Annotated in this window: 19 protein-coding genes, 1 tRNA gene and 1 pseudogene; 9 read left to right on the top strand and 12 right to left on the bottom strand. The window is 52.9% G+C overall.

The window, feature by feature from the left end; all coding sequences use genetic code 11:
- The first annotated feature begins 19 nt into the window (after positions 1-19).
- The 6 genes from IEX86_RS19070 (at position 20) to IEX86_RS19045 (ending at position 10,465) form a co-directional block, all read left to right on the top strand.
- A complete protein-coding gene (locus tag IEX86_RS19070; protein WP_188867718.1) occupies positions 20-1,894 on the top strand; it encodes an RNA/DNA-binding domain-containing protein in 1,875 nt (624 codons plus the stop codon).
- Positions 1,881-4,652, top strand: coding sequence for a DNA methyltransferase (locus IEX86_RS19065; protein WP_188867717.1), 2,772 nt, complete (start codon positions 1,881-1,883; stop codon positions 4,650-4,652). Before IEX86_RS19070 ends, IEX86_RS19065 begins: the two co-directional genes overlap by 14 nt.
- Positions 4,649-4,876 (top strand): hypothetical protein, encoded by a 228-nt coding sequence (locus IEX86_RS19060; RefSeq protein ID WP_188867716.1) that lies wholly within the window; start codon positions 4,649-4,651, stop codon positions 4,874-4,876. Before IEX86_RS19065 ends, IEX86_RS19060 begins: the two co-directional genes overlap by 4 nt.
- Positions 4,877-4,974: 98 nt before the next feature.
- The gene (locus tag IEX86_RS19055; protein WP_229685415.1) at positions 4,975-7,710 is read left to right on the top strand and encodes a DEAD/DEAH box helicase; all 2,736 of its coding nucleotides are present in this window, start codon (positions 4,975-4,977) and stop codon (positions 7,708-7,710) included.
- Positions 7,707-9,737 carry a BREX-3 system phosphatase PglZ gene (pglZ, locus tag IEX86_RS19050; RefSeq protein ID WP_188867714.1) on the top strand — a complete coding sequence of 677 codons (2,031 nt, stop codon included), beginning with the start codon at positions 7,707-7,709 and terminating at the stop codon, positions 9,735-9,737. The genes IEX86_RS19055 and pglZ overlap by 4 nt, the downstream gene beginning before the upstream one ends.
- The gene (locus tag IEX86_RS19045; protein WP_188867713.1) at positions 9,734-10,465 is read left to right on the top strand and encodes a hypothetical protein; all 732 of its coding nucleotides are present in this window, start codon (positions 9,734-9,736) and stop codon (positions 10,463-10,465) included. Before pglZ ends, IEX86_RS19045 begins: the two co-directional genes overlap by 4 nt.
- Before the next feature lie 1,070 nt (positions 10,466-11,535).
- On the opposite strand, the gene IEX86_RS19035 is transcribed toward IEX86_RS19045, so the two are convergent.
- Positions 11,536-12,198, bottom strand: a complete 663-nt coding sequence (locus tag IEX86_RS19035) for a YagK/YfjJ domain-containing protein (protein ID WP_308423908.1) — start codon at positions 12,196-12,198, stop codon at positions 11,536-11,538.
- A 681-nt stretch (positions 12,199-12,879) separates the two neighbouring features.
- On the bottom strand, positions 12,880-13,086 hold the full coding sequence (locus IEX86_RS19030; protein ID WP_188867711.1) for a helix-turn-helix transcriptional regulator: 207 nt from the start codon (positions 13,084-13,086) through the stop codon (positions 12,880-12,882).
- Positions 13,087-13,205: 119 nt separating this feature from the next.
- Here IEX86_RS19030 and IEX86_RS19025 point away from each other — a divergent pair, with 119 nt between their 5' ends.
- Positions 13,206-14,996 (top strand): YfjI family protein, encoded by a 1,791-nt coding sequence (locus IEX86_RS19025; protein ID WP_188867710.1) that lies wholly within the window; start codon positions 13,206-13,208, stop codon positions 14,994-14,996.
- 303 nt (positions 14,997-15,299) lie between these two features.
- Here IEX86_RS19025 and IEX86_RS25815 read toward each other — a convergent pair.
- Positions 15,300-15,527: pseudogene (locus IEX86_RS25815) on the bottom strand (IS66 family transposase); the annotation flags it as partial.
- A gap of 25 nt (positions 15,528-15,552) precedes the next feature.
- Between IEX86_RS25815 and IEX86_RS19015 the strand changes: the two are divergent.
- Together IEX86_RS19015 and IEX86_RS19010 are read left to right on the top strand one after the other, a co-directional pair.
- Complete coding sequence (locus IEX86_RS19015) at positions 15,553-15,909, top strand: amidase family protein (protein ID WP_188867708.1); 357 nt, start codon at positions 15,553-15,555, stop codon at positions 15,907-15,909.
- Between the two features lie 18 nt (positions 15,910-15,927).
- A complete protein-coding gene (locus IEX86_RS19010; RefSeq protein ID WP_188867752.1) occupies positions 15,928-16,332 on the top strand; it encodes an amidase family protein in 405 nt (134 codons plus the stop codon).
- Positions 16,333-16,790: 458 nt separating this feature from the next.
- Here the strand turns inward: IEX86_RS19010 and IEX86_RS19005 are convergent.
- From IEX86_RS19005 to thrS, 9 genes are all read right to left on the bottom strand, one after another.
- Positions 16,791-16,867 (bottom strand) — tRNA-Pro (locus IEX86_RS19005).
- Positions 16,868-16,934: 67 nt separating this feature from the next.
- Positions 16,935-17,291: a MerR family transcriptional regulator gene (locus IEX86_RS19000; RefSeq protein ID WP_010794557.1), complete on the bottom strand. Its 357-nt coding sequence runs from the start codon at positions 17,289-17,291 to the stop codon at positions 16,935-16,937.
- A complete protein-coding gene (ihfA, locus tag IEX86_RS18995) occupies positions 17,272-17,574 on the bottom strand; it encodes an integration host factor subunit alpha (protein WP_010794558.1) in 303 nt (100 codons plus the stop codon). Before ihfA ends, IEX86_RS19000 begins: the two co-directional genes overlap by 20 nt.
- 3 nt (positions 17,575-17,577) lie before the next feature.
- On the bottom strand, positions 17,578-19,956 hold the full coding sequence (gene pheT, locus IEX86_RS18990; RefSeq protein ID WP_188867707.1) for a phenylalanine--tRNA ligase subunit beta: 2,379 nt from the start codon (positions 19,954-19,956) through the stop codon (positions 17,578-17,580).
- 17 nt (positions 19,957-19,973) lie between these two features.
- A complete protein-coding gene (pheS, locus tag IEX86_RS18985) occupies positions 19,974-20,978 on the bottom strand; it encodes a phenylalanine--tRNA ligase subunit alpha (RefSeq protein WP_188867706.1) in 1,005 nt (334 codons plus the stop codon).
- A 94-nt stretch (positions 20,979-21,072) separates the two neighbouring features.
- A complete protein-coding gene (gene rplT, locus IEX86_RS18980) occupies positions 21,073-21,429 on the bottom strand; it encodes a 50S ribosomal protein L20 (RefSeq protein WP_188867705.1) in 357 nt (118 codons plus the stop codon).
- Positions 21,430-21,455: 26 nt separating this feature from the next.
- Positions 21,456-21,650 (bottom strand): 50S ribosomal protein L35, encoded by a 195-nt coding sequence (gene rpmI, locus IEX86_RS18975; protein ID WP_010794562.1) that lies wholly within the window; start codon positions 21,648-21,650, stop codon positions 21,456-21,458.
- Between the two features lie 61 nt (positions 21,651-21,711).
- Positions 21,712-22,263 (bottom strand): translation initiation factor IF-3, encoded by a 552-nt coding sequence (gene infC / locus IEX86_RS18970; RefSeq protein ID WP_188867704.1) that lies wholly within the window; start codon positions 22,261-22,263, stop codon positions 21,712-21,714.
- Entirely contained in the window at positions 22,263-24,185 is a 1,923-nt protein-coding gene (gene thrS, locus IEX86_RS18965) for a threonine--tRNA ligase (RefSeq protein WP_188867703.1), read from the bottom strand. Before thrS ends, infC begins: the two co-directional genes overlap by 1 nt.
- Between the last annotated feature and the right edge of the window lie 669 nt (positions 24,186-24,854).

Here is a 24,854-nt window from a genome sequence, read left to right as displayed (position 1 = left end):
AAAAACTAGTGAAGTGATAATGACCAAGGAAGAACTACTGGAGCGTCTTCAGTCCATCGAATGGGACGATATCGAGTTCAAGGAGGCAAGCTGGGCCATGCCCAAGGACGCCTTGTCGTCTGTCAGCGCCTTTGCCAATACCGCTGGGGGCTACCTGGTATTCGGCGTGAAGGAGGCTAACAGAACTTTCACTGTCACCGGTGTGATCGACGCAGACAAGGTACAGAATGACTTCCTCGGTCAGGTCAGGGACCGCAACAAGATCAGCATCTTTTTGCCGATCAGCGGCACGCTCCATGCCTTGGAAGAAGGTACCGTCATTGTCTTCCACATTCCAGAGGCCGGGCGCAACGAGAAGCCGGTTTACCTCGACGGCAACCCTAAGAAAGCCTATATCCGTCGCGGTGGCCGGGACGATACCTGCACGCCTGATGAGCTGATGCGGTTTATGCGTGACGCCGCTGCGGATCGCTTCGATGCAGAACCGCTAGACCTGGACCTTACCCAGTGCTTCGATCAGACTACCGTTAGTTGGTATCGGGAACGCTTTGCTGCAAGCAACCCCGGCAAGGATGGCGCGGATAACGACACCGCCTTCCTGCGAAGGTGGGGGTTCCTGGTGGAGCGCGGTGGGAGCCTGAGACCAACCAGAGCAGCAATTCTGGTGCTAGGTGCCGATGAATATGTACGGCAGGTACTGCCGCGCATGAGTGTTGATCTTCAGCTGTATCGCTACACTGCTGAAGAATACTCCCCTAGTATTCGCTGGGCCGACCGCCTCATGGTCGAAGAGAACCTGATCAAGTCCTGGCAGGCCGTGGTTGACTTCTACTTCCGGCACAGCGAGCGGCCGTTCTCAGTCGATGCCGCCACTCTGCGGCGCGATGACGACCCACCGGACTACATTTCCTTCCGTGAGGCCGCCATCAACCTGCTGATTCATCAGGACTTCGGCGATACCACACGGGTGCCAGCCATCCGCTTCTTTCGTAGGCAAACCGAATTCTTCAATCCCGGCGATGCCTTCGCCTCACGGGAGCAGCTGCTGGATCCAGGCGACAAAGAGGTTCGCAATCCTAGCATCGTCAATGCTTTCCGCCGTATCGGCCTATCCGACCAGGGCGGCACGGGCGTGGGTGCCATTTTCGAGAGCTGGCGTACCCTGGGGTTCATCCCTCCAGTCATCGAAAACAACAAGGCAGAGAAGAGCTTTCGCCTGCGGCTGTGCAAGGAAAAGCTCATATCCGAAGCCCAGATGCTGGCTCAGGCAAGTCTAGGGGTCAGCCTGTCTACGCACGAAGCGGCGGTATTCGCTTATCTGACACGCCAGGGCCAGATCGACCTAGCCGACATCAAGGGCCTCACTGGGCTGGGCAGCGCAGCAGCCCGGGCGCTGGCCCAGCGACTGGCTGTACAAGTAGTTCTGGAGGAAGCCGACAGCGCTCCCAATCAGTTTGTCTTGGCCGAGCACTTGCGTGCACGGTTCGGCCAGGGAGAAGCCCAGACGTACCCGGAAACGCAGCAAGTTACTGTGACCGGCAACGATCAGGGCGCGACTGAACAAGTACCTGAACAAGTTGTTCAGCTGGCTGTTGAACATGTTCAGACACTTGTTCAGTTGACCGATACCCAATGGCAGATCGTCAGCCACGCCGATGTGCCCCGCTCGCTGGCCGAGCTAATGGCGCACACCGGCTACACCCAGCGGCCCTACTTCAAGGCCCAGCATATAGAACCATTACTCACCGGCGGAATTCTGCGGATGACCGTGCCGGACAAACCCCGCTCATCCAAGCAGCGCTATGTGCTGACCGAGGCGGGCATAAAACTCAGAGCCTGGCATGCTGATCAGCAGGCCACTACACAACGGACGAATCACCATGAAAACGACTGACTCTTTGGATCTGAGATCAGAGGCCGCAGCTGGCCCGGTGGAGTGCCTGGGCCAAACCTTCCCTAGCGATCAGGCGCGCCGCGAGCATTATTTGAAGCTGCTGGCTGAAAAGCTAAAAGATCCGGAGTTTCGCAAACAGGATGGCTTTCCACTGGGTACCGATGAAGCGATTCTGACCATGTCAGATCCGCCTTATTACACCGCCTGCCCTAACCCCTGGCTGGCGAAGTTCGTTGAGCACTACGGGAAGCCCTACGACCCGCAACAGACGTACAGCCGGGAGCCATTAGCGATTGACGTGTCGGTCGGCAAGACAGACGCCATATATCGGGCACATTCTTACCACACCAAAGTGCCGCACCTGGCCATTGTGCCGTCGATCCTGCACTACACTCAGCCCGGTGACATCGTGCTGGATGGTTTTGCTGGTTCCGGTATGACCGGAGTTGCCGCCCAGTGGTGTGGAACCGCCCCGGCCAGCTACCGGCACGAAATCGAAATGGACTGGAAGCAGGAAGGTCGCAAAGCCCCTCAGTGGGGCACACGACGCGTCGTACTCAACGACCTGTCCCCTGCAGCCACCTTTATCGGTGCCAATTACAACATCCCATTTGATGTAAATGCCTTTGCCAAGGCAGGCAAGCAGTTGCTCAAAGAGGTCGAGCAGGAAATCGGCTGGATGTACGAGACTCTACACAGCGATGGCAAGACTGTGGCTCGCATCGACTATACCGTATGGAGCGAAGTGCTAAACTGCTCAGCATGCGCAGGTGAAATTGTGTTCACTGAAGCTGCTCTGGATGAAGAAACGAAAGCAGTAGCGGATGTTTTGACGTGTCCACACTGCGGCGCCCAAGGCAAGAAGGAACAGATGGATCTGCGTTTCGAAACCTTTATCGACCCCTCAACTGGAGCAACGGAAAGCCGCCCAAAGCGGATGCCAACGCTAATCACGTACAAAGTCGGTAAGACAGCGTACACCAAAAAGCCGGACGAGGCCGACTTAGAACGCATCGCGGAAATTGCCCAGCTACCAGTTCCCAAAGACCTGCCGGTTGATCGCTTCCCCGACTGTCAAATGACTCGGGTTGGCCGCATGAAAACAACAAACTCGGCTGCAATCCATTTCATGTTCTTGCCACGTGCGGCACAAGCAATGGCACTCCTCTGGAGCAAGGCCAAGGTAAGTTCGGACCCACGCACGCGAAACATGCTGCTGTTTATGGTTGAACAAGCTTTTTGGACTGCATCAATCCTAAACCGCTATAGACCAACAGGCTTCTCTCAGGTTAATCAGTTTCTGACTGGGGTCTACTACGTCGCCTCCCAAACCGCGGAGTGCAGTCCTTGGTATATTCTGAGCGGGAAACTAGATCGTTTGGTCAAAACGTTTCTCCCATTTAAGCAAGCACCTACTTCTGTAATCACGACTGGCACAGCCGCAAAGCTCCCCTTGTCGGGCAACTCGATTGATTACATCTTCACCGACCCACCCTTCGGTGAAAACATTTATTACTCGGATCTGAACTTCTTGGTTGAGTCCTGGCATGCCGTAAAAACGGACCCCAACCCCGAAGCCATCGTTGATCGCGTTCGTCAGAAAGGCATCGCCGAGTATCAGCACCTAATGTATAGCTGCTTCGCGGAATACTATCGGGTGCTCAAACCTGGACGCTGGATGACAGTGGTGTTCTCTAATAGCAAGGCTGCTGTCTGGAACACGATCCAGGTAGCCTTGCAACAAACAGGTTTTGTCGTCGCCGAAGTCACTGCGCTCGATAAGAAGCAAGGCAGTTTCCAGCAGGTTATGTCGCCGAACACGGTCAAGCAGGACCTGGTCATTTCCGTTTACAAGCCGAATGGTGGGCTCGAAGAGCGCTTGAACAAGCAGGGGGCGACTGTTGACTCTGCTTGGGACTTTGTACAGACCCATTTGCATAACCTGTCAGTTGTAAAAGCCCGCAATGGTGAGCTGGAGTTCATTGTTGAGCGCGATCCGCGCCGGATTTTCGACCGGATGGTGGCCTGGTTCGTACGCCACGATGTGCCGGTACCGATCTCCAACGATGAGTTTCTCTCTGGTCTGCGTAGCCGCCTCCCTGAGCGCGACGGTATGGTCTTCCTACCCGAACAAGTCGCCGAATATGACAAGAAGCGCGCTCAGGTGGCCCAAGCACCGCAAATGGAGTTGTTCGTCTCCGACGAGCGCAGCGCCATCGACTGGCTGGCTGACTTCCTCAAGCGCCGCCCTTCGACTTATCAGGAAGTTCACCCCGAGTTTACCACTCAGTTGGGCGCTGGCTGGAAGAAGCATGAAGCCAAGCCGGAGTTGATGGCACTGCTGGAAAACAACTTTCTGAAATATGACGGCAGCGGCGATGTGCCGAGCCAGATCCACAGCTACCTCTCCACCAATCACAAGGACCTGCGTGGCCTGGAGAAGAGCGATCCGCGCCTAATCGCCAAAGCCAAAGACCGCTGGTTTGTGCCCGACCCGAACAAGGCACAGGATCTGGAGAAGAAACGCGAAAAGGCGCTGCTCAAGGAGTTTCAGGTGTACCAGGCCTTCACCGGCCGCCGTCTCAAGGAGTTCCGCCTGGAAGTACTGCGCACCGGCTTCAAGGAGGCCTGGGGCAAGAAGGATTACCAGACCATCATTGCCGTCGCCAAGAAGATCCCCGACGAGGCGCTGCAGGAAGACGAAAAGCTGCTGCTCTGGTACGACCAGGCGCTGACTCGTACCGAGGATAGCTTGTGACCCACACGGCGATCCATAGCCAGCTGATCAGCACTACCCGGCATGCCCGGGTGGTGCTCGGCCCCCCCAGGGATCAGGTCGGGACCAAGTTGGGACCAAGTCGGGATCAGGTCACCGGGGAAGTTACCGGGCAAGCTCGCCAATGCAGTGAAGCGACGGCTGACGCGGTTAAGCACCATGAAACTAAACCAGTGCCGAGCCTGCGGATTGAGGACAGCCAATGACACAGCCGCCGCACGATTTTGCCATTGGCGATTGGTGCTGGTTCGTCCGGCAGGCGACCCCGTGCCGTGTCGTTGAACGCCAGGACGTGTGGGGCGAAGTGGCCTATCGTGTGTGGCTGCCGGCCAAGAATACGGTGGTGCGTGCCCGCGTCCAGGATCTCGATGATCTGGCAGCGGTGCGTCCGGCGATTGAGCAGATCCTGCATACGGCGGCATCCGCAAAGCTGCTGGATGCCCTGGAAGACAACCTGCTGCTGGCCCCTATCCAGTCCAGTGTGGTGCCGCTACCACACCAGCTGTACGCACTGAACCGGGCCATGAGCCGCGACCGTATTCGTTACCTGCTGGCGGACGAGGTGGGCTTGGGCAAAACCATCGAGGCCGGCCTGATCCTGCGCGAGCTGAAGCTGCGCGGCATGGTGCGACGGGTGCTGGTGGTGGCCCCCAAAGGCCTGATTCGGCAATGGCAGGCAGAGATGCGTTTGCATTTCGGCGAGCAATTGCGCTTTATTGAAGCCACCGAGCTGGCCGCCTTTCGCGCATGGCGCGCCGAGGGCGCCCAGAACGACGACAACCTCTGGGCCATGCATGACCAGGTGATTGTGTCGCTCGACTCGGTCAAGCCCATTGACGGCCGCCGTGGCTGGAGCCTGGAACAACTCAACAGCTACAACCGCGAGCGTTTCGAAGATCTGGTTTCCGCCGGATGGGATCTGGTGATTATTGATGAGTCCCACCGCATGGGCGGCAGTACTGACCAGGTCGCCCGCTACAAGCTGGGCGCCGCTCTGGCAGAGGCTGCGCCCTACCTGTTGCTGCTGTCCGCTACGCCACACCAGGGCAAGACTGATCAGTTCTTGCGCCTGATGCAGTTGCTCGACCGCGAGGCCTTTGTTGATGAGGGCAGCATACACCGTGACCGGGTGCAGCCCTTTGTCATCCGCACCGAAAAGCGTTCCGCCATCAACGCCGATGGCCAGCCCTTGTTCAAGCCACGCTCCACGCGGCTGCAGGCGGTTGCCTGGCAGGCACGGCACACGGCGCAGAAGCAGCTGTATGACGCAGTCACCGACTATGTGCGCCACGGCTACAACCAGGCCATGGCCGCCAAGCAGCGCCACATCGGGTTTCTGATGATCCTGATGCAGCGGCTGGTGACTTCCAGCACCGCAGCCATCCGTGCCACGCTGGAGAGACGCCAGGCCTTGCTGGATGCGCCACAGCCACAGGCTACGCTGTTTGATAGCGTGGACCTGGACGAGTGGGCTGAGCTCGACGGGCAGTCACAACTCGACGTGGCGCTGCAGGCCAGCAACTGGGAGCAGGAGAAAGCCGAAGTCGAGATGCTGCTTGATCTGGCTCGGGAAACCGAGCGGCAAGGCACCGATGCCAAGGCCGAAGCGCTGCTGGAGCTGATCTACAAGCTGCAACAGGAAGAGAACGACCCAGAACTGAAAGTGCTGGTGTTCACCGAGTTTGTGCCCACCCAAGCCATGCTGGCCGAGTTTCTGGAAAGCCGCGGGTTTTCCATTGTCCTGCTTAACGGTGGCATGGATCTAGAGGCGCGCACCCGCGCCCAGCAGGCATTTTCCCGAGAGGCACGGGTACTGATCTCTACCGACGCCGGCGGTGAGGGCCTGAACCTGCAGTTCTGCCATGTGATCGTCAACTTCGATATGCCCTGGAACCCGATGCGCCTGGAACAGCGAATCGGCCGTGTCGACCGCATTGGCCAGCCCCATGTGGTGCGCGCGATCAACTTCGTGCTGGAAGACACGGTGGAGCACCGGGTGCGCGAGGTGCTGGAGCAGAAACTGGAGATCATTGCCCAGGAGTTCGGTGTCGACAAAGCCGCCGACGTGATGGACTCCGTGGAAGTCGAGCCGCTGTTTGATGAGCTGTTTGTGTATGGCCTACAAGACCCAGACTCCATCGACAAGGAGTGCGACGCAGTCATCAACCAGGTACGCGAGAAAGTGGCCTTGAGCCGCGCCGATACGGATCTGCTGACCGATGATCACTCGCTGGAAGCGGTTGAGTCCCAGAAATGGCGGGACCATCCGGCGCAGTACTGGCTGGAGCGTGCGGTGACAACCGGCTTGCCCACCCGAGGTGGCGCAGCGGAGCAGTCAGACCATGCCTGGCGTTTAACGTGGGCGGACGGCAGTGAGTCTTTTCCGGTCTGCTTCGATGCGCGAACCGCTGAGCAGAACCCGGAGATGGAGTGGATCACGCTGGAAGACACCCGAGCCCGTGCGCTGATCGGAGATCTGCCGCGCTGCGTGGCTGGACAGCCGCTGCCTGTCGTACAGGTAACCGGGCTGCCTGACACCGTGCAGGGCACCTGGTCACTATGGAACGTGAGCCTGGCCGCCTCCAATAGCTCGGCCAACTTCACCCGGCGCCGCTTCCTGCCGGTCTTTGTTACCGATGATGGACGCAGCTTTGTCCCTACAGCCAAGAGGATCTGGGATCTGTTGCTGACCGAAGATGTGCGCCTGACGGCGGACCCGGACAGTGAGCATGCAATCGCGCTCTTTGAGCAATCGCTAACGGCAGCCAAAGGTCAGGGTGAACGGCTATTCTCCCAGCTGCAGGAAGAGCACCGAACCTGGCTCACTGAGGAGCGTGAGCGCGCCCGCTATGCCTTTGAGTCACGCTTTCAGGCCATTGGGCGAATCGGCCTGCCTGCCGTCCGCGAGCACCGGCGTAAGCGCCTTGAAACCGAACACCAGGCCCGTATGGCAGATCTGGCGGAAGCAGAAGCCTGCACGCCAGAACTGAATGCCGTGCTGATACTGCGCATTGGCTCGGCGGGAGGGGCCGCAGCATGACGTATTTATCCGAGGACAATGCCGCCAATCGCAGCACGCTGCTGGCTGATCGCATTCTGAAGGAGTTCCCATCCGATCTGGCCCGGCTGTGGATCGTGGCGGACCCGGACAATATGCTGCTGGACGAGCAGGTGCTGGCCGGGCTGCGTGAGCGTGGTTTCGAGGTACTGCCATTCGAGGACAGCATCGCCTTTCGGGCCGAGTACGAAGAACGCTACCGCGCTGCCTGGGAGGCTGGCGAGCCCCATGCACCCAGCGCCTTAGTCATTCAGGTTCGCGATTCCAGCACTGCTGAGCTGCCTTGGGATTATTTACGCCAAGCGCGCAAGGTCAGTCTCTCGCTCGCAGAACTGTTCCCAAAACTGAGCTATACGGTACTTAGGCAGCTGGGTAGTGAAATCCTGCCGTCACTATTCGAGGCGCAGGCGCGCCACGCGACTCAGGCGATGGGCGAAGCCGCCACCAAAGAATTTGTGCTGACGCATATCTACCGGGTAAGCCCCCACCTGATTACCCGACCAGAAGATCTATGGCGTGAGCTGCTGCGGCTGCACTACCGCGAGACGCTGCTACCTCAGACCCTGGCCGGGCATATCCACCAGGTGTTGGCCGACCGACCGGTGTTCGCCAGCAGCCCGATTACCGAGCTGTTCTCCAACAGAAGTTTTGCGCTGCGTGTGGTGCAGGACGCCTGGTACCGCTACCTGAACAAACTGGAGCTAATCGGCAGACGCACGGCGGAGCCGGTAGCGCCGGACTACATACCGCAGCTCGACATTCCCTTCGAACATCACGACATCCGCGTAATCGTTGATTCGATGTTCCTGGACGGCACGCTACACCCGCTGGCCATTCAGGGCGTGCCGGTCAGCTTGCCGCAATGGGCAAAAGCCGGGGTGGTGCAGGATCCGGCAGCTATGCGCAACCTGGTGCTGGAGGGTATCAAGAGTCTCAGTGAAGAGCTGCCTAGCGCCACATCGCCTCACAGGGACTGGACCCACTTTGCGCGGCGCCTCGGCGAAGTGATCTCGCGTTTCCACAGCCTGGATGCTGCGCGCGCAGAAGGCCTGAAGGCGGACATGAAGGACCTGGTGGCTCGCGCCGACAGTGAGCTGCAAACCTGGGTTCAGGCGCACTATGCTGACTTACCTTCCCTGCCCGCTGCCAAGGGTCCGGTGATGGTGCATCAGGTTCCCCGCTACCTGGCGATGCGTCGAGCAAACGGTGAGGAAAAAATTGCGCTGGTCGTCTTCGACGGGTTGGCTGTCGATCAGTGGACACAGATTCGCGAGAACCTTATCCAGCATGCGCCGCGTCTGATGTTTGATGAAAACGCCTGCTTTGCCTGGCTGCCCACGCTGACGTCCATTTCCAGGCAGGCGTTATTCTCTGGCCTGCGACCACGCGAGTTCGCCGAGCACATTGAAACAACCTCAAAAGAACCCCAGCATTGGACTCGGTTCTGGCAGGACCAGGGGTTACGTGCTAACGAGATCTTCTATCGAAAGGCGATCAAGCGCACCGATGAGCTGCCGGAGCTGCAGGAACTGCTCTCGAATCCCGCCTTAAAAGTCGCTGGCCTAGTGGTGGATACTGTGGATGAAATCATCCACGGTGCTGTGCTCGGCAAACGCGGAGTGGCTACGCAGATCAACAGCTGGTGCGAGTCAGGATTTGTTGATCGGCTGTTTGCAATGCTGCTCGACCAGGGCTTCCACATCTACCTGACCGCCGACCACGGCAATGCGGAAGCCATGGGCGTGGGTCGCCCGAACCAGGGGGTTGCCTCAGAGCTGCGTGGCGAAAGGGTGCGTACCTATCGCAGTGAAACCATGATTGCCGAGACAGCAACTGCGATACCGGACAGCTTTCGTCTCGATATCGCTGGCCTGCCGGCCAACTTCATGCCGCTGTTTGCAGGAGAGCGCGGAGCCTTTGTTCCAAAGGGTGGCCAGGTAGTGGTCCACGGTGGCATGTCCCTGGAAGAACTTATCGTGCCCTTTGTGAAAGTGAGTTACGTCAATTGAAAACGACCAATCCGCCTGCCCCCAAAATCGGATTCGACCGATACATAGCGCTGGACTGGGCATCAGCAGCGTTACGGGTGCGTGCCGGCCTGGCGGAGCCCGATGACTTGAATGCTCTGTTGGATGAGGCTGGGCTCGGCGTGGCGGCACGCAAGAAGACGCGCACCGTACTGAATCGCCTATGGCTCGAACCGCGACCGGAACTTGCCAGCTTCGCTGAACGCGGTATCGCCCTCTACAAGGCCAACCCTGGCGTTCCAGCCGCTGCCCTGACCTGGGGAATGGGAATCGCCAGTTACCCATTCTTTGGCAAGGTCGCCGAACTGGTAGGCCGCTTGTCCGCACTACAGGGAGACTGCGCCTCGACAGAAGTACATCGCCGCATGAGCGAAGTCTATGGTGAGCGGGAAGGCACCTACCGCATGACCAACATGGTCCTGCAATCCCAAGCGAGCTGGGGCGCCATTGAGCGAGTGGAAAAAGGTAAGCGCCTTATCCGCATGCAACCCGTCGTGTTCAACAACGAACAGATGGTTGCCTGGCTGATCGAGGCAGCACTGCGCTACGTAGGCAAGCCGCTATCAGTACCGGCCCTATCGTCCTTGGCAGTGTTCTACCCTTTCATACTCGATCAGCCATTGGGCTACCTTGCTTCAAAAAGCCCTAATCTGGTCATTCACACCCAAGGACCAGCCAACCAGGTCGTCAGATTAAAGACGCACGAGTGAAGCCAGGCAATGAGCTCAACCTGTACTCAAAATGGATTTTTAGCGACCCGTTGAGCTTATACGTCGTCACCAACGACACGCTCTGTTCTAGTATCGCCTACCCGTTTGCCCATCCACCAACACTGTGCCCGCAGCGGTCACATCATCCTAGATTCCTGGCCTGAGCCTAAACCACCGGCTGGCCAGGATTCCACAAGCATGGTGCTAGAACGCAGCAAGTAGGCAATTAGCCTCCTCTGCTGGTGCTGAATCATCGCTAACGATCCCCGTAGGACTCGATGGTTTTCTTACATAGGTAGCTGGCTCGGTAGAACAACTTTGGCAGCTTATCGACCTCGTTTCGAGAGATCTCACGATCGACTCGGTACTCAGCATTTTTCGGGATGTGAACCCTCCACTTGATTGACTGGTAGTAGCCCCAGCGCATCTACCTAGGACTTTTTTATACGACTGATCATCTCACCCCCTCTAAACCCACATGTCCTACTGTGTAATAGGCTCTCTGTTTAGCTGGATCAGCAGGTGATGGTGCTACCGACTAACCTACCTTATCTCTCTCGACCATACGTACCGGCCTTGTACCCTAGGCCATCCTATCTATACTCATACGCCACTAGTTCCTTCCTACTTTTAAACAACACCTAGTAGGCCCGACTTACGGTAGCCGGAGCTACCAGATGCGCACGTATACTGCCTTTTTCCAAGGAGGTGATTATGGGCTCCAGCATCCAGTCTTATGGCGAAGCGGTGTTTATCCGGGGGAAAGTGCACACGTTGTTGACGCGAGACTCCTGAAACAAGGTAATAGCATAACAATCAGTACAGGCCCTCTCGATAAGTCTAACGAAGAACGAGTAGCGACTTTCACTGCTGTAGTGCCCTGCCGGCTTTGAATTGCAGAGGGACTTAGCCTTCAAATTGATCGAATCAGAAGATTAAATAGACCATAGCGAAACACTGGCGTCAGGTAAACTCGCCAGCTTTTTCAAAGATGGTTCACCCATACCCTGCGGCAAGCGTCCCAGTCTATTTGCGAAAACAGCTTTAGGACGCATTCCTCACTATGATCGCTACAGGGGTCGTGCTATGCGCCCCATCCGTATACAACGGCTACCCGTAGGTTTTAGGCGTAGATGCTGGCCTTCTTTGGCCAAATACTGGATAGCTTTTAATACCTTATCCCGAGCGCAAGAGTCGTCCCGCCTTATAGGGCCGATGCCAACTTCACTCCCATACGACTCCTTGGCCTCATTACAGCTATGGTAGTAACCCCGTCCTTGAGTAATCTCCTTCCATAGGTCACCGATCTTTCTGGCCTTGAAGAAATCGCTACGCACCTCTGCCCCGTTGAAGAAGAAAGCGCAGTGAATGTGATAGCCCTTACTCTTGCCCTGCTCAACACTACAGATATAGCCGGTCTCATGATCAAAGATCGAATTACGCTCACGTGCCCTGATCAGTTTTTCCAGATCCCTAAACACATGTTCGATACGCAGCCTGACCTGAGCAAGGCTTAGGTAATGCAGATCGACCCTAACCACTACCGTACGCGAATAACGATCCAAAACCTGATTGATGTACTTTGCAATGGTAAGTTGGTGCTGCCCTGCTTCATACCGGCGATCACTTTGCCTACGTTGATACCACTGCTCATGTGTTAGCTGTCTAATCCTGGCTACCAGGACATTCATGCTGTGGTGAAAGTCCAAATACTCAGTGTTCTGCTCATTCAAGCATACTAGCCCCGATAAACCTCGCTCTAGGCCAATATCCTGACAAGCCATCCAAAATGCTTGAAGGTGCTCGCTGTAGATATAAGGGTAATTGCCTTCGAAGAGATTAAGCATCTGTTGAATAGAGTTGAAGTACTTGGATAGCCTAGTTGGCCAAACTCGTTCGTACCCAGATCGAGTTTGGCCTATTTCAAAGGCTGGTCTTTCTGTATTCTCAATGGCGTCTACAAGACTCTCAATTTGGATAGCAAGGTCGGATTGAGAGAAGGTGATTCTTTTGTTCATGTTGGGCTCTGGTTTGGGTGAATACATACCAGCACCCCTCTCGGTAACTTTTAACCCGAGCCTTATCTTTTCCTTCCTCTCGACAGGAGTTTTGTATATAGCAAGTCTCTATAGTTAGAGTTACTTTCTATCTCTATATGAGATATAGTTACTAATAGGTATCTACTAAAACAGAAAGAGCTGTATATTGAATATCAATAAAACCAGCTTTATGCCTGATGATTAGCCCAAGCCATTCAAAGTAATGGCAAGCAGATTCAACTATATTACACGGCATTTTAGCTATAGGTTTGCGAAGGGAATTATCTGAGATTCTCATGCAAACAATTGAATAGGCATAAAGCCATGACGAGGTGCTTATCTAGTCATGGCTTATAAGAAAGCTACTTTAAATACCTATGGCCCTAGCAGGCTCTCCTTGGCCAGATCACGCTCTTCAATCCTAGCCAAAATCCATTCCTGAACTTCACTTTCTACCCAACCAACGCAACGCTCTCCCAAGGAAACCGGCTTTGGGAATATGCCTTCTGAAATATACTTGTAGACTGTTGACCGTGCCAAGCCTGTCGTTTCCATAACTTCTTTCAAACGAATAATCCTCATGAACGGAGCTCCTCTTGTTCGTCCAGAGGAAAGGCGGTGTTTGTAAAAAATTACCGGCGGGGCGGCAATCACTAACCCTAAGCGACACCTCTTCACCCCTACCATGTTGGGAAGCTCGCATGACGAAAGAGCAGAGCCAGGATTCAAGCTGGATAGCTGAATATTCAGAATTTTCTGCAGAAAACCCTGCTATTCTCGCTAGGAATAGCAGAAATCGCGGAGTGATTATGGAAGATACCAATGAAAAACAAGTCGAATCATCCCGCACTGTTAAACCAGACTATGCCGATGGATGGCCACGCTTTCACGAGCACAGCTTGATCGAGGCTGCAGTGAGAGAGGCTGTACGAGAGCTACAGGTGTCTTATGAAATGGCTTATATGTGCGCGTTAGGATCGATCTCTACGGCCTGCCAGGGACGCATTGATGTAGAGATGCCTACTAGGAACAAGGTACCTGCCTCGCTAATGCTGCTCACAATTGCAGAATCCGGGGAGCGCAAAACTGCAACGCAGAATTATTTTTTTGCGGGTATCCATGCGCTCAACAACGAAGCGCACAGGGCCCACAAGGCTGCTCTTTCTGAGCATCGGATCCAGCACCAAATTTGGACAATCCGCAAACGCCTTCTAGAGCGGATCTACAACAAATCTGCGGTGGGAGAAGACGAACGCGCGACTCGCATTGCCCACGAAGCGCTTGAGGAACACGTGAGATCCGAGCCACAGCCCGCTACCTCGGGTGCGTTTCTATATGAAGATACTACCCCGCAGGCGCTTGTGCAGATGCTTGATGTAAACAATCCAAACGGATGTCTACTTACCAGTGAAGCGAGCAGCATATTTAGTGGAAAGGCGCTAGGCGAGCTAGATAAGCTAAACACCCTTTGGGATGGTGGTACCGTTAACGTCGATCGTGTTTCTAGGGGGAATATCAATCTCGAGGGTGCACGACTCACCTTGTCGCTAATGGCGCAGCCAAGCGTGATTGCCAAGTTCATGGCCAAGCGCGGTGAGGAGGCACGCGGCACTGGATTTCTGGCTCGCTTTTTAGTCGTCAAGCCCCGCTCAATGGCTGGGCAACGAGTTCACGTCAGTGGTCAGCAACATACGCAATTTCGCCAGCAAAAATTCAATGCTCGCATCCTCGAGTGTATGAAATTAACCGTTTCATCATCGGAGCGTCAGGTGCTACGCTTCTCAGAGCCAGCTGCGGATTTTTGGTACGAGTGTAGTCAGTACCTCGAACAAGAAATGCAAGAAAACGGCTTATATTACTACGCAAAGGATCACGCCTCTAAACTACTGGAAAACGTAACCCGTCTGTCTGCCATCCTGCATGCTTTTGAAAGATCTTCAGAGCTCGATAAAGACATAGACCGTGCCACTTTAGAGTTCGCTTGGAATTTCGCTCTAGTATGCTCGAAACACTTTATTGAAAACTTAGCTGGCGAGCCGCAGCTTGTTACTGATGCAAACAACCTCGCCCACTTTCTTATTAGATTGCTCCCGCCTGGCGAATCCAGACCTGCAATTCAGAGAAGAAGTAATTCCCTTCAGCCAAGTTCTCTATACGAGTCATTACCAAATAACTTAGTGAAAGGTGAGATGGTCAGCTTTACGCTGACTGACGTCAAACAGAAGGGACCTTCAGGTCTAAGAGGACGGGCTAATGCTGAGCGACTAGATGCGGCGATAAAGCTATTGAATAAACTTGGGCATGTGGAAAAAGTAAGAAGCCAGTACAAATTTTGTGAGACGATCCTACTCGAAAGAGGCGAGCCTAGATTAAAGAATGGTGAGATACTTACTATCAAAGAGTTGCCGCTATTCACAGAACAAGTGTACTGGTCACCCAAAAGAGCCCATGGGTTAGTAGATGGCGGAGGATACTACTTCAAAGTTAAATAACCGCTAAGGTAAGCGTCCGGCCAATACACCTACCTAATCCTTAAAATAAGGACGCGAGTATCCACCCATTTAAGTGGACTTCATCTTTAGCCCTTGTAAGCGGATGCTCATGCGTCAGCGAAACCCTTACCATAAGTCATTCAAGGTCCAGAATGTTTAGGAGCGCGTTCAACCAAACGCTTCGGCGGGCAGTGTCGCTTTGAGCTCCGGCATTAACGCCAATGTAATTCGCAGATGGTGACCGCTTTTTCTGTAAACGCCCCATAAATCCCATTTCGATGGGCAGATCGCCGATTTAATGTAGCGCTCTAGCCAGCTTTTAAGTTGAGCCAGCATCAGCTGGCTGTGCTGCTGATGGCCCTGGTAGTATCGTTCTACGCCCACCTCCTTGAGGTCGCGTTAGATGCCGTAAAGTTTGGTGATCAGGCTCAGCGCCACATCAGCCCGCTCGGCTTTGCCCTTGGGCTGCACCTTCTGCGCTTGATAGAACCTGTGCCACCAATGCGCGCAGCAGGCCAGGCGCTCGACGCCGGACTTGCGGCCACCGAGTTGTAGCTTGAGGCAACTCGGGCGTGATGTCGCCGATGTCGCTCTTATGGCCCGCAGTCTCTATGACTGGTGCCCTGAAGATCCGCTATCACAACCGCATTTCAACGCTCAGCTGTTGGATCCTGAACCCATGGATCCGAAAACGCTTCGTATCGCCTGGTCGGCAGATCTTGGGCTTGGCTTTGCTGTAGATACCGATGTGATGAAGGTCATGGTTGGTGAAGTCGACTACTTACGCCAGTTAGGCTGGACGATCGAAACGGTAAACCCAACTTGGCCGGAACGCATCGATGGTTATGCGCTCCCGGTACTTCAACAAGCCGCACTTGCCGCTCAGTTTGGAAAGGACTTGGGTACAAAGTGAGCGTTATTAGACCCAAATATCCTTGAGCAAATAGAGATTGGGCTGACACTCTCCGGAACAGCAATTGCTGAACTGCTGGAATTACGTGATGAACTGGCCCGAACACTTGCGCGGTTTTTCACTAAATATGATCTGCTCTTGTGCCCTACTACCCCGGTGGAAGCTTGGTCCATCGATCAGCTTGGTCCCGAAAGGATTGGCAGTGAACCAGCAGGTCCGCGTGGATACGCAGGGTTCACGCCCATTTTCAATTACTGCGGCATTCCTGCGTTATCGCCGCCCTGCGGATATGGGCGGAAGCGGTTACCAGTAGGTATACAAATTGTCGGCGAGCGCTATAGCGACGGACGGGTCATACAAGCTGCCGCTGCAATGGAGCAGGCGCTCGATCTTCATTTCGCTACACCCATGCTCATGTCTTAATCGTCAGGCTAGTCATGAACTGCCCTTCGCTCAGAAAGACAGCCTGGCGCCAGAGAATTTAATAAACACGCTGTTAGACTAAACTACCGGATACTAGCGCCGAGATTGCAAACGTCGGCTCTGGTGCGACAAAGCTTATCTTTAACCTCGCCACACTATGTACATTCGTCTTCAGAGAGGAACTGATGATAATCGCCTGGACGGAGAACTATCGGCTTCACCGTATGCACGTGCCCCTCCCGCCCAGCTCTAGATTTAAAAAATAGCCGCGCTAGGCCTTAACCCATTTGATCTGGCATGAACCTAGTAAATAGTCATCCAGATGGGTGAGCTGAGTAAAAATTTCATTAAATTTAATCGGTGGGGCAAAAAGTGGGGCAAAATTCAAAGACACCTAAAAATCACCGCGCATAAAAAAATCCACCCACTGCTAAGTGACTGGATTTTCTAAACTTTTTTGGTCGGGACGGAGTGATTCGAACACTCGACCCCTTGCACCCCATGCAAGTGCGCTACCAGGCTGCGCTACGCCCCGACTGTATCCCTTTCGAGATGGCGGCCATTTTAGGCTAAGGTTTTGATAAATGGAAGAATTTTTTTAATTATTTTTGCAAAACTCCTAAAACATCTTCTAATTCGCTAATCATTTGCTTTATGAGCTGACGATATTGAGTCGTATCATCTTTAGCGTCATCACTCGATAGCCTAAGACGCGCGCCACCAATCGTGAAACCCTGATCATAAAGCAAAGCTCTGATCTGGCGAATCATAATGACGTCTTGCCGCTGGTAATAACGACGGTTACCTCGCCTCTTAACTGGATTGAGCTGAGGAAATTCCTGCTCCCAGTATCTAAGAACATGAGGTTTTACCAAGCAAAGGTCGCTTACTTCACCAATAGTAAAATAGCGTTTGCCTGGTATAGCAGGTAGCTCATTGTTATGGCTTGGTTCCAGCATACGCTTCTACCCTGGCCTTGAGTTTTTGCCCAGGGCGAAAAGTCACCACGCGGCGTGCCGTGATTGGTATCTCTTCACCTGTTTTTGGATTGCGTCCGGGGCGCTGACGTTTGTCTCGCAAGTCAAAGTTACCAAAACCTGACAGCTTAACCTGCTCGTTTTGCTCTAAGGCGTTTCGAATTTCTTCGAAGAACAACTCAACTAACTCTTTAGCCTCACGCTTGTTCAGGCCAAGTTCTTCATAGAGACGTTCTGCCAACTCAGCTTTCGTCAGAGCCCCCATACACTATTTCCTTAATGTGGCGTTGAACCTTTCTTCCAGGGAAACGAGGATATTCTGTGTCGTTTCGTTGATTTCTTCATCAGTAAGAGTGCGTGATGGATGCTGCCAGGTCAAGCCAACCGCAAGACTTTTTCTAATCGGATCAATACCCTTGCCTTGATATACATCAAACAGCCTTAAATCGACTAGATGCTCACCTGCTTTATCTCGTATGGCTGATAAGACATCTGCCGAAGCTACATCTGCATCTACCAAAATTGCCAAGTCACGACGTACCTCTGGATAACGTGACAACTCCTGGAAGCGAGGTAGCTGATTTTGCTCCGCCTCACTTAACAACAGCTCAAAAACGTAAACTGACTGCTCTAAATCCAAAGCTTTTAACAACTCTGGATGTAATGCACCTATATAGCCTACCAACTGACCATCACGCTCGATACGTGCAGTCTGTCCGGGATGTAGCGCTGGATGTTCTGCCGGAGAAAAAGTAAAGTCGCTTTCGCTCTTATTACAGTTTAATAACGACTCAACATCTCCTTTTATGTCAAAAAAATCTACCTGCTCGCGGCTCGAATTCCAGCCTTCTGGGAAACGCTGCCCTGAGATTAGTCCTGCTAATACTCGCTCTTGAGCCAGATTATCCAACGAGCCGACAAAACGAAGCCCCGATTCGAACAAACGCACGCGGCTCTGCTGACGATTAAGATTGTGCTGCAGCGCCTTAATCAAACCAGGCCAAAGCGAAGCGCGCATAGCCGCCATGTCCTGGGAGATCGGGTTAGCCAATAGCACAGGGGCCAGCTCCGGCGAAAACAGTCGGAATGTCTTTTCGTCAATAAAGCTGTAAGTAATAGCTTCTTGATAACCACGAGCAACCAATTGACGACGGAAATTAGAGAGACTGGTACGTGACTCAATATATCCTTTGGGAGCTAAACGTGCTTGCGGAAACCGAACAGGAAGGCGGTTATAACCATAAAGACGGGCTAGCTCTTCTATTAAGTCTACTTCAATCGAAATGTCGAAACGATGACTAGGCACACCAACCTGCCACAGGCTTTCACCGGCAGGCTTAACATCCAAAGCAAGTCCTTTGAGCAGGCGCTCAATTTCTTCCGAATCCAATTGCAGACCGAGCACCTGCTCGACTCGCTGACCCCGTAAAGTAATCGGTGCCTTAACGGGGAGATGTGCAGCATTAGCGGCTTCTATAAGCGGACCTGGCTGTCCACCCACGATATCCATCAATAAAGAAGTAGCACGCTCCATTGCACGGCGAGGCAGCTCAAAATCTACTCCACGCTCAAAACGATGGGAAGAATCAGTATGGAGGCCATAGGAACGGGCTTTGCCAGCAACTGCAATAGGGTCAAAAAAAGCGCTTTCCAAGAACAGATCTGTAGTGCTAGCGCTTACACCGCTGTGCTCACCACCCATAATGCCAGCTATTGCCAGGGCGCGCTCATGGTCAGCTATCACCAAAGTATCGGAACGCAGGGCTACTTCTTGGCCATCCAGCAGGACTAACTTCTCTTCAGGCTGCGCTAGACGAACGCGGACGCCACCTTTGATCTCATTAAGATCGAAGGCATGCATAGGCTGCCCTAGCTCAAGCATAACGTAGTTAGTTACATCGACTGCAGCATCAATACTACGAACACCCGAACGACGTAAACGCTCTATCATCCACTGAGGGGTTGAACGGGATAAATCAACATTTTTCAGGACTCGCCCAACATAGCGCGGACAAGCAGAGGGTTCGAGTACCTCAACAGAGCGTGTGTCTTCAATAGCAGCTTGCACAGGCTGGATATCAAATGTCTGTACAGAGACGCCATAAAGCGCACCAACCTCGCGGGCAAGTCCTGCAATAGATAAACAGTCGCCGCGATTAGGTGTTAGATCTACATCAATTGAGACATCATCTAACTTTAAGTAGTCGCGAACACTTTGACCCACCGGCGCATCTAGCGGAAGCTCCATCAAACCCGCATTATCTTCTGATAGCTTAAGCTCGCTAGCAGAACACAGCATACCTTGGGACTCAACACCCCGCAGCTTCGCCTTCTTTATAGTGAAGTCGCCTGGTAGCCTAGCGCCAATCATGGCGAAAGGAACCTTCAAGCCGGCCCGCACGTTTGGAGCACCACATACGACTTGGAACTCTTCCTGACCATTACTAACACGGCAAACATTAAGTTTATCTGCGTCAGGGTGACGCTCGGTAGTAAGTACTTCCCCTACTATCACACCGCTGAACGGCCCTGCCACCGGCTCAACATCGTCAACCTCAAGACCTGCCATGGACAGTTGAGCAACCAGATCATCTTGGGACACCGGTGGGTTTACCCAAGATCTTAACCACTGTTCACTGAATTTCATTATGCACTCCCTTAAAGCTAGCGGAATTGCGCCAGGAAGCGCAGATCGTTATCGAAGAACAGGCGCAAGTCATTCACGCCATAACGCAGCATGGCTAAGCGCTCAACGCCCATACCAAACGCGAAGCCCTGATATTTCTCAGGGTCGATACCCGCCATTTGCAGCACGTTAGGGTGCACCATCCCGCAGCCTAATACTTCAAGCCAGCTAGGCGTTAGCTGACCATCTTTATTGACATGTCGACGAATATCGACCTCTGCTGAAGGCTCAGTGAATGGAAAATAGGAGGGTCTAAAGCGAACCTCCAACTCCTCTTCAAAAAATTCGCGCAAAAACTCTATTATCGTGCTCTTGAGATCGGCAAAACTGACTTTTTCGTCAATTACCAGACCTTCTACCTGATGAAACATTGGTGAATGCGTCTGGTCGGAATCGCAGCGATAAACACGTCCTGGACAAATAATCCGGATTGGGGGCTGCTGCTGCTCCATGACACGGATCTGTACTGGCGACGTATGCGTACGTAACAAGCGCGTGGCATTGAAATAGAAAGTATCGTGCATCGCACGTGCAGGGTGGTGACCTGGAATATTAAGTGCTTCGAAGTTGTGGTAATCATCTTCGATTTCCGGCCCCTCAGCGACGCTGTAGCCAATACCAGTAAAAAGTCGCTCAATGCGCTCTAGTGTACGGGTAATTGGATGTAGCCCACCGGTTGCTTGCCCTCTGCCGGGCAAAGTCACATCAATGCGCTCTGCTGCCAGCTTTTCAGCTAAAGCAGCTTCTTCCAGAAATTGTTTGCGTGCATTAAGCGCATCTTGTACACGCTCTTTAGCCGCATTAATCAGCGCACCGATTTTTGGCCGCTCTTCTGCAGGCAGATTGCCTAGCGTCTTCATGACCTGAGTGAGCTCACCTTTTTTGCCCAGGTAGCTGACTCGTAGCTGCTCAAGAACAGTCGTGTCTTCAGTTTGCTGCACGGCCTCCAACGCTTGGCTGACCAGTGCCTCCAGGTTTTCCATTCACCGACTCCAGATACAAAATAGGGGAAGAGCTTTAGGCCCTTCCCCTATTGGTGACGTTACCGCCGGGCCGAGGCCCTAATTGACGCGGGGCTTAAGCTAAAGAAGCTTTAGCTTTCTCGACAATCGCAGCAAACGCTAATTTTTCATTTACCGCCAGATCAGCCAAAACTTTACGGTCGATCTCAATGGCTGCCTTTTTCAGACCGGCAATGAAACGACTGTAGGACAGACCGTTTATACGAGCACCAGCATTAATACGGGCAATCCATAGGGCGCGGAACTGACGCTTGCGCTGACGGCGGTCACGGTAGGCGTATTGGCCTGCCTTGATCACAGCCTGCTTGGCAACACGGAACACGCGGGAGCGAGCACCGTAGTAACCTTTAGCCAGCTTCAGAATTTTTTTATGACGACGACGGGCAATGACGCCACGCTTAACACGAGCCATGAGTTATACCTTTACCTTGTGACCGATTAACGAACGCGCAGCATGCGCTCGACTTTTTGAACGTCAGACGGGTGCATCAGAGATGTACCACGCAGCTGGCGCTTACGCTTAGTGGTCATTTTGGTCAAGATATGACTCTTGAACGCGTGCTTGTGCTTGTAGCCGGAAGCAGTCTTTTTAAAACGCTTCGCTGCACCACTCTTGGTTTTCATCTTTGGCATGTTCATATACTCCGCATTGAGTGATTACGCATAACCGCAAGGCCTGCCAGTGCCCTGGTGGTTATTTTTTCTTTTTGGGGGAGATGACCATAATTAGTTGGCGTCCTTCCATCTTAGGATGCTGTTCTACGGTGCCATATTCAGCAAGGTCAGCTTCGACCCGCTTCAATAACTCCATACCCAGCTCCTGGTGGGCCATCTCACGACCACGGAACCGCAAGGATACCTTGGCCTTGTCCCCCTCATTAAGGAAACGTACCAGGTTGCGTAGTTTTACCTGGTAATCCCCTTCTTCCGTCCCTGGACGAAACTTGATTTCTTTTACCTGAACCTGTTTTTGGTTCTTTTTCGCTGCAGCGGTTTGCTTCTTCTTCTCGAAAAGATGCTTGCCGTAATCCATGATGCGGCACACAGGAGGTATCGCATCGGCGGAAATTTCCACCAAGTCTAGCTTGGCTTCATCAGCAGCGCGTAGCGCTTCATCAATCGAGACGACGCCAATTTGTTGGCCGTCAGCACCAATCAACCGGACTTCACGAGCCGAGATATTCTCGTTGATCGGAGCCTTGGGTTGAGTTCGCTTATCCTGTCTCATTTCACGCTTAATAGTCATTACTCCAATTCTTGTCGACCGCGACGAGCAACTGCTTGAGCTAGAAGCTCTTTGAAGTCCGCAATAGGCATTGAGCCCAGATCAGCACCTTCACGCGTGCGTACAGCCACGGCTCTTGATTCAACTTCCCGATCACCTATAACCAGAAGATAGGGAACCTTGAGCAAAGTATGCTCCCGAATTTTAAAGCCGATTTTCTCGTTTCTCAAGTCAGCTTTAGCTCGGAAACCATTTTGATCAAGAATTTGCACTACTTCGTTAGCGAAATCGGCCTGCTTATCAGTGATATTCATGACCACTGCCTGTATTGGAGCAAGCCACGCTGGGAAAGATCCCTCGTAATGCTCAATCAGAATACCAATGAATCGCTCAAAAGAGCCTAGGATAGCACGATGTAACATTACCGGGTGTTTACGGCTGTTGTCTTCACTTACATACTCAGCGCCCAGGCGGGACGGCAGGTTAAAGTCAAGCTGCAATGTACCGCATTGCCACACACGCCCCAGACAGTCTTTCAAGGAAAATTCAATTTTCGGACCGTAAAACGCGCCCTCTCCCGGCTGCAGATCATAGCCTAGTCCCGCATGATCAAGTGCCGCAGCTAGAGCTTCCTCTGCCTGATCCCACAAATCATCTGAACCTACACGCTTTTCAGGACGAGTAGAAAGCTTCAGTTGTATATCAGTGAATCCGAAATCTGCATAAACCGCCAACGTGAGCTTAATGAAGGCGGCCGCCTCTTCCTGCATCTGATCTTCTGTACAGAAGATATGAGCATCGTCTTGGGTAAAGCCCCTTACACGCATAATGCCATGCAGCGAGCCAGAAGGCTCGTTACGGTGACAGGCGCCGAATTCTGCCAGACGAAGAGGCAATTCTTTGTAACTTTTAAGCCCCTGATTAAACACTTGCACGTGACACGGGCAATTCATTGGCTTAATGGCATAATCACGACTTTCTGACTCGGTCGTAAACATGTTGTCAGCATAATTAGCCCAGTGCCCGGATTTTTCCCATAGAGACCGATCCACAACTTGCGGCGTGCGAATTTCAGAATAGCCATTTTCATGTTGAATACGGCGCATATACTGCTCAAGCGCCTGATATACAGTCCATCCATTAGGATGCCAAAACACCATTCCTGGAGCTTCTTCTTGGGCATGAAAAAGATCCAACCGCTTACCTAATTTACGGTGATCACGCTTTTCAGCCTCTTCAATGCGCTGAATATAAGCTGCTAACTGCTTTTTATCAGCCCACGCTGTACCGTAGATACGCTGGAGCTGCTCATTCTTTGAATCACCCCGCCAATAAGCACCTGAAAGCTTCGTCAGCTTGAATGCTTTAAGGAAGCGTGTATTAGGTACATGCGGCCCACGGCACATATCAACGTATTCTTCGTGGTAATAAAGACCCATTGCCTTTTCATCAGGCATATCTTCGATCAAGCGAAGTTTGTAGTCTTCACCACGCGCTTTAAACGTTTCAACAACCTGCTCGCGCGGCGTCATACGCTTAATGACATCGTAGTCCTTATCAATCAACTCGCGCATTCGAGTCTCGATGGCTGCCAAGTCATCCAGCGTAAAGGGACGCTCATAAGAGATGTCGTAATAAAACCCTTCATTAATGACAGGGCCAATTACCATCTTTGCTGTAGGAAACAGCTGCTTTACCGCATGCCCTACCAGATGCGCACAGGAATGACGGATGATTTCCAGCCCTTCCTCATCTTTGGGAGTAATTATCTGCAACGATGCATCGTGGTTAATAACATCACAAGCATCTACCAAACGACCGTCTATCTTTCCTGCCAAAGTGGCTTTTGCCAATCCAGCACCGATCGACTGAGCGACCTCGGCTACAGTAACAGGGTGATCGAATAGACGTTGACTACCGTCGGGAAGAGTAATGGCGGGCATGGCGCCTCCTTTAACAGTGGTGACCCATACCAAGGGCCACATGGTTCGGATGAGCCAGTAAGCTACAGCATCGAAATTAAAAGCCCCTACCGAACGATGGTAGGTCTAAACACTTTTCAATCAGTCGATGAAGGGTCACTGGAGCAACAAAGAATGTATATGCTTTCAGAAAATGATTACCTATACAACCAAGCACTAGCAGTGAGCACTTACAAAGCCATTCTCGATAGCGAAAACCAGCCAGCTGAAACTGAAGAATAATTAACGGAGGCCGATAACCCGCATAACCAAAGCGGGACCGACACGCCGTGATTATTCCAGACATACCCATCGTACGAATTAGCCTGAAAGACTATGCGCTGCTAGCAAGGGCGCTAGATTCAACAGTATTTTCTATTACCTTGAAAACAGACGAAGGAAAGCCCATTGCCTGGCGATTTTCTAAAGGTTATTTCACAAACAAAAGGATGTTTGAGCAGATAATTGGTCGATTGCCGCTATAAACAGGCAAGCCTGTCATTTAGTCTCCCTGCTACCTATAGAACATTTCGCCCAGGCCTGCCCTAGAAAAGGCATACATAGGCCCGCCTAAAAGTTTTAAGGCAGCAAAAGGGGCTAGAGAAAGGAGTTAGCAAATAAAAAAGGGCCTGACCAATCTGATCAAGCCCT

Source organism: Pseudomonas asuensis, from assembly GCF_014646755.1.
GTDB classification, from domain to species: Bacteria; Pseudomonadota; Gammaproteobacteria; order Pseudomonadales; family Pseudomonadaceae; genus Chryseomonas; species Chryseomonas asuensis.
The sequence above is the reverse complement of the archived record's forward strand: the minus strand, read 5'-3'. Positions and strand labels throughout refer to the sequence as shown.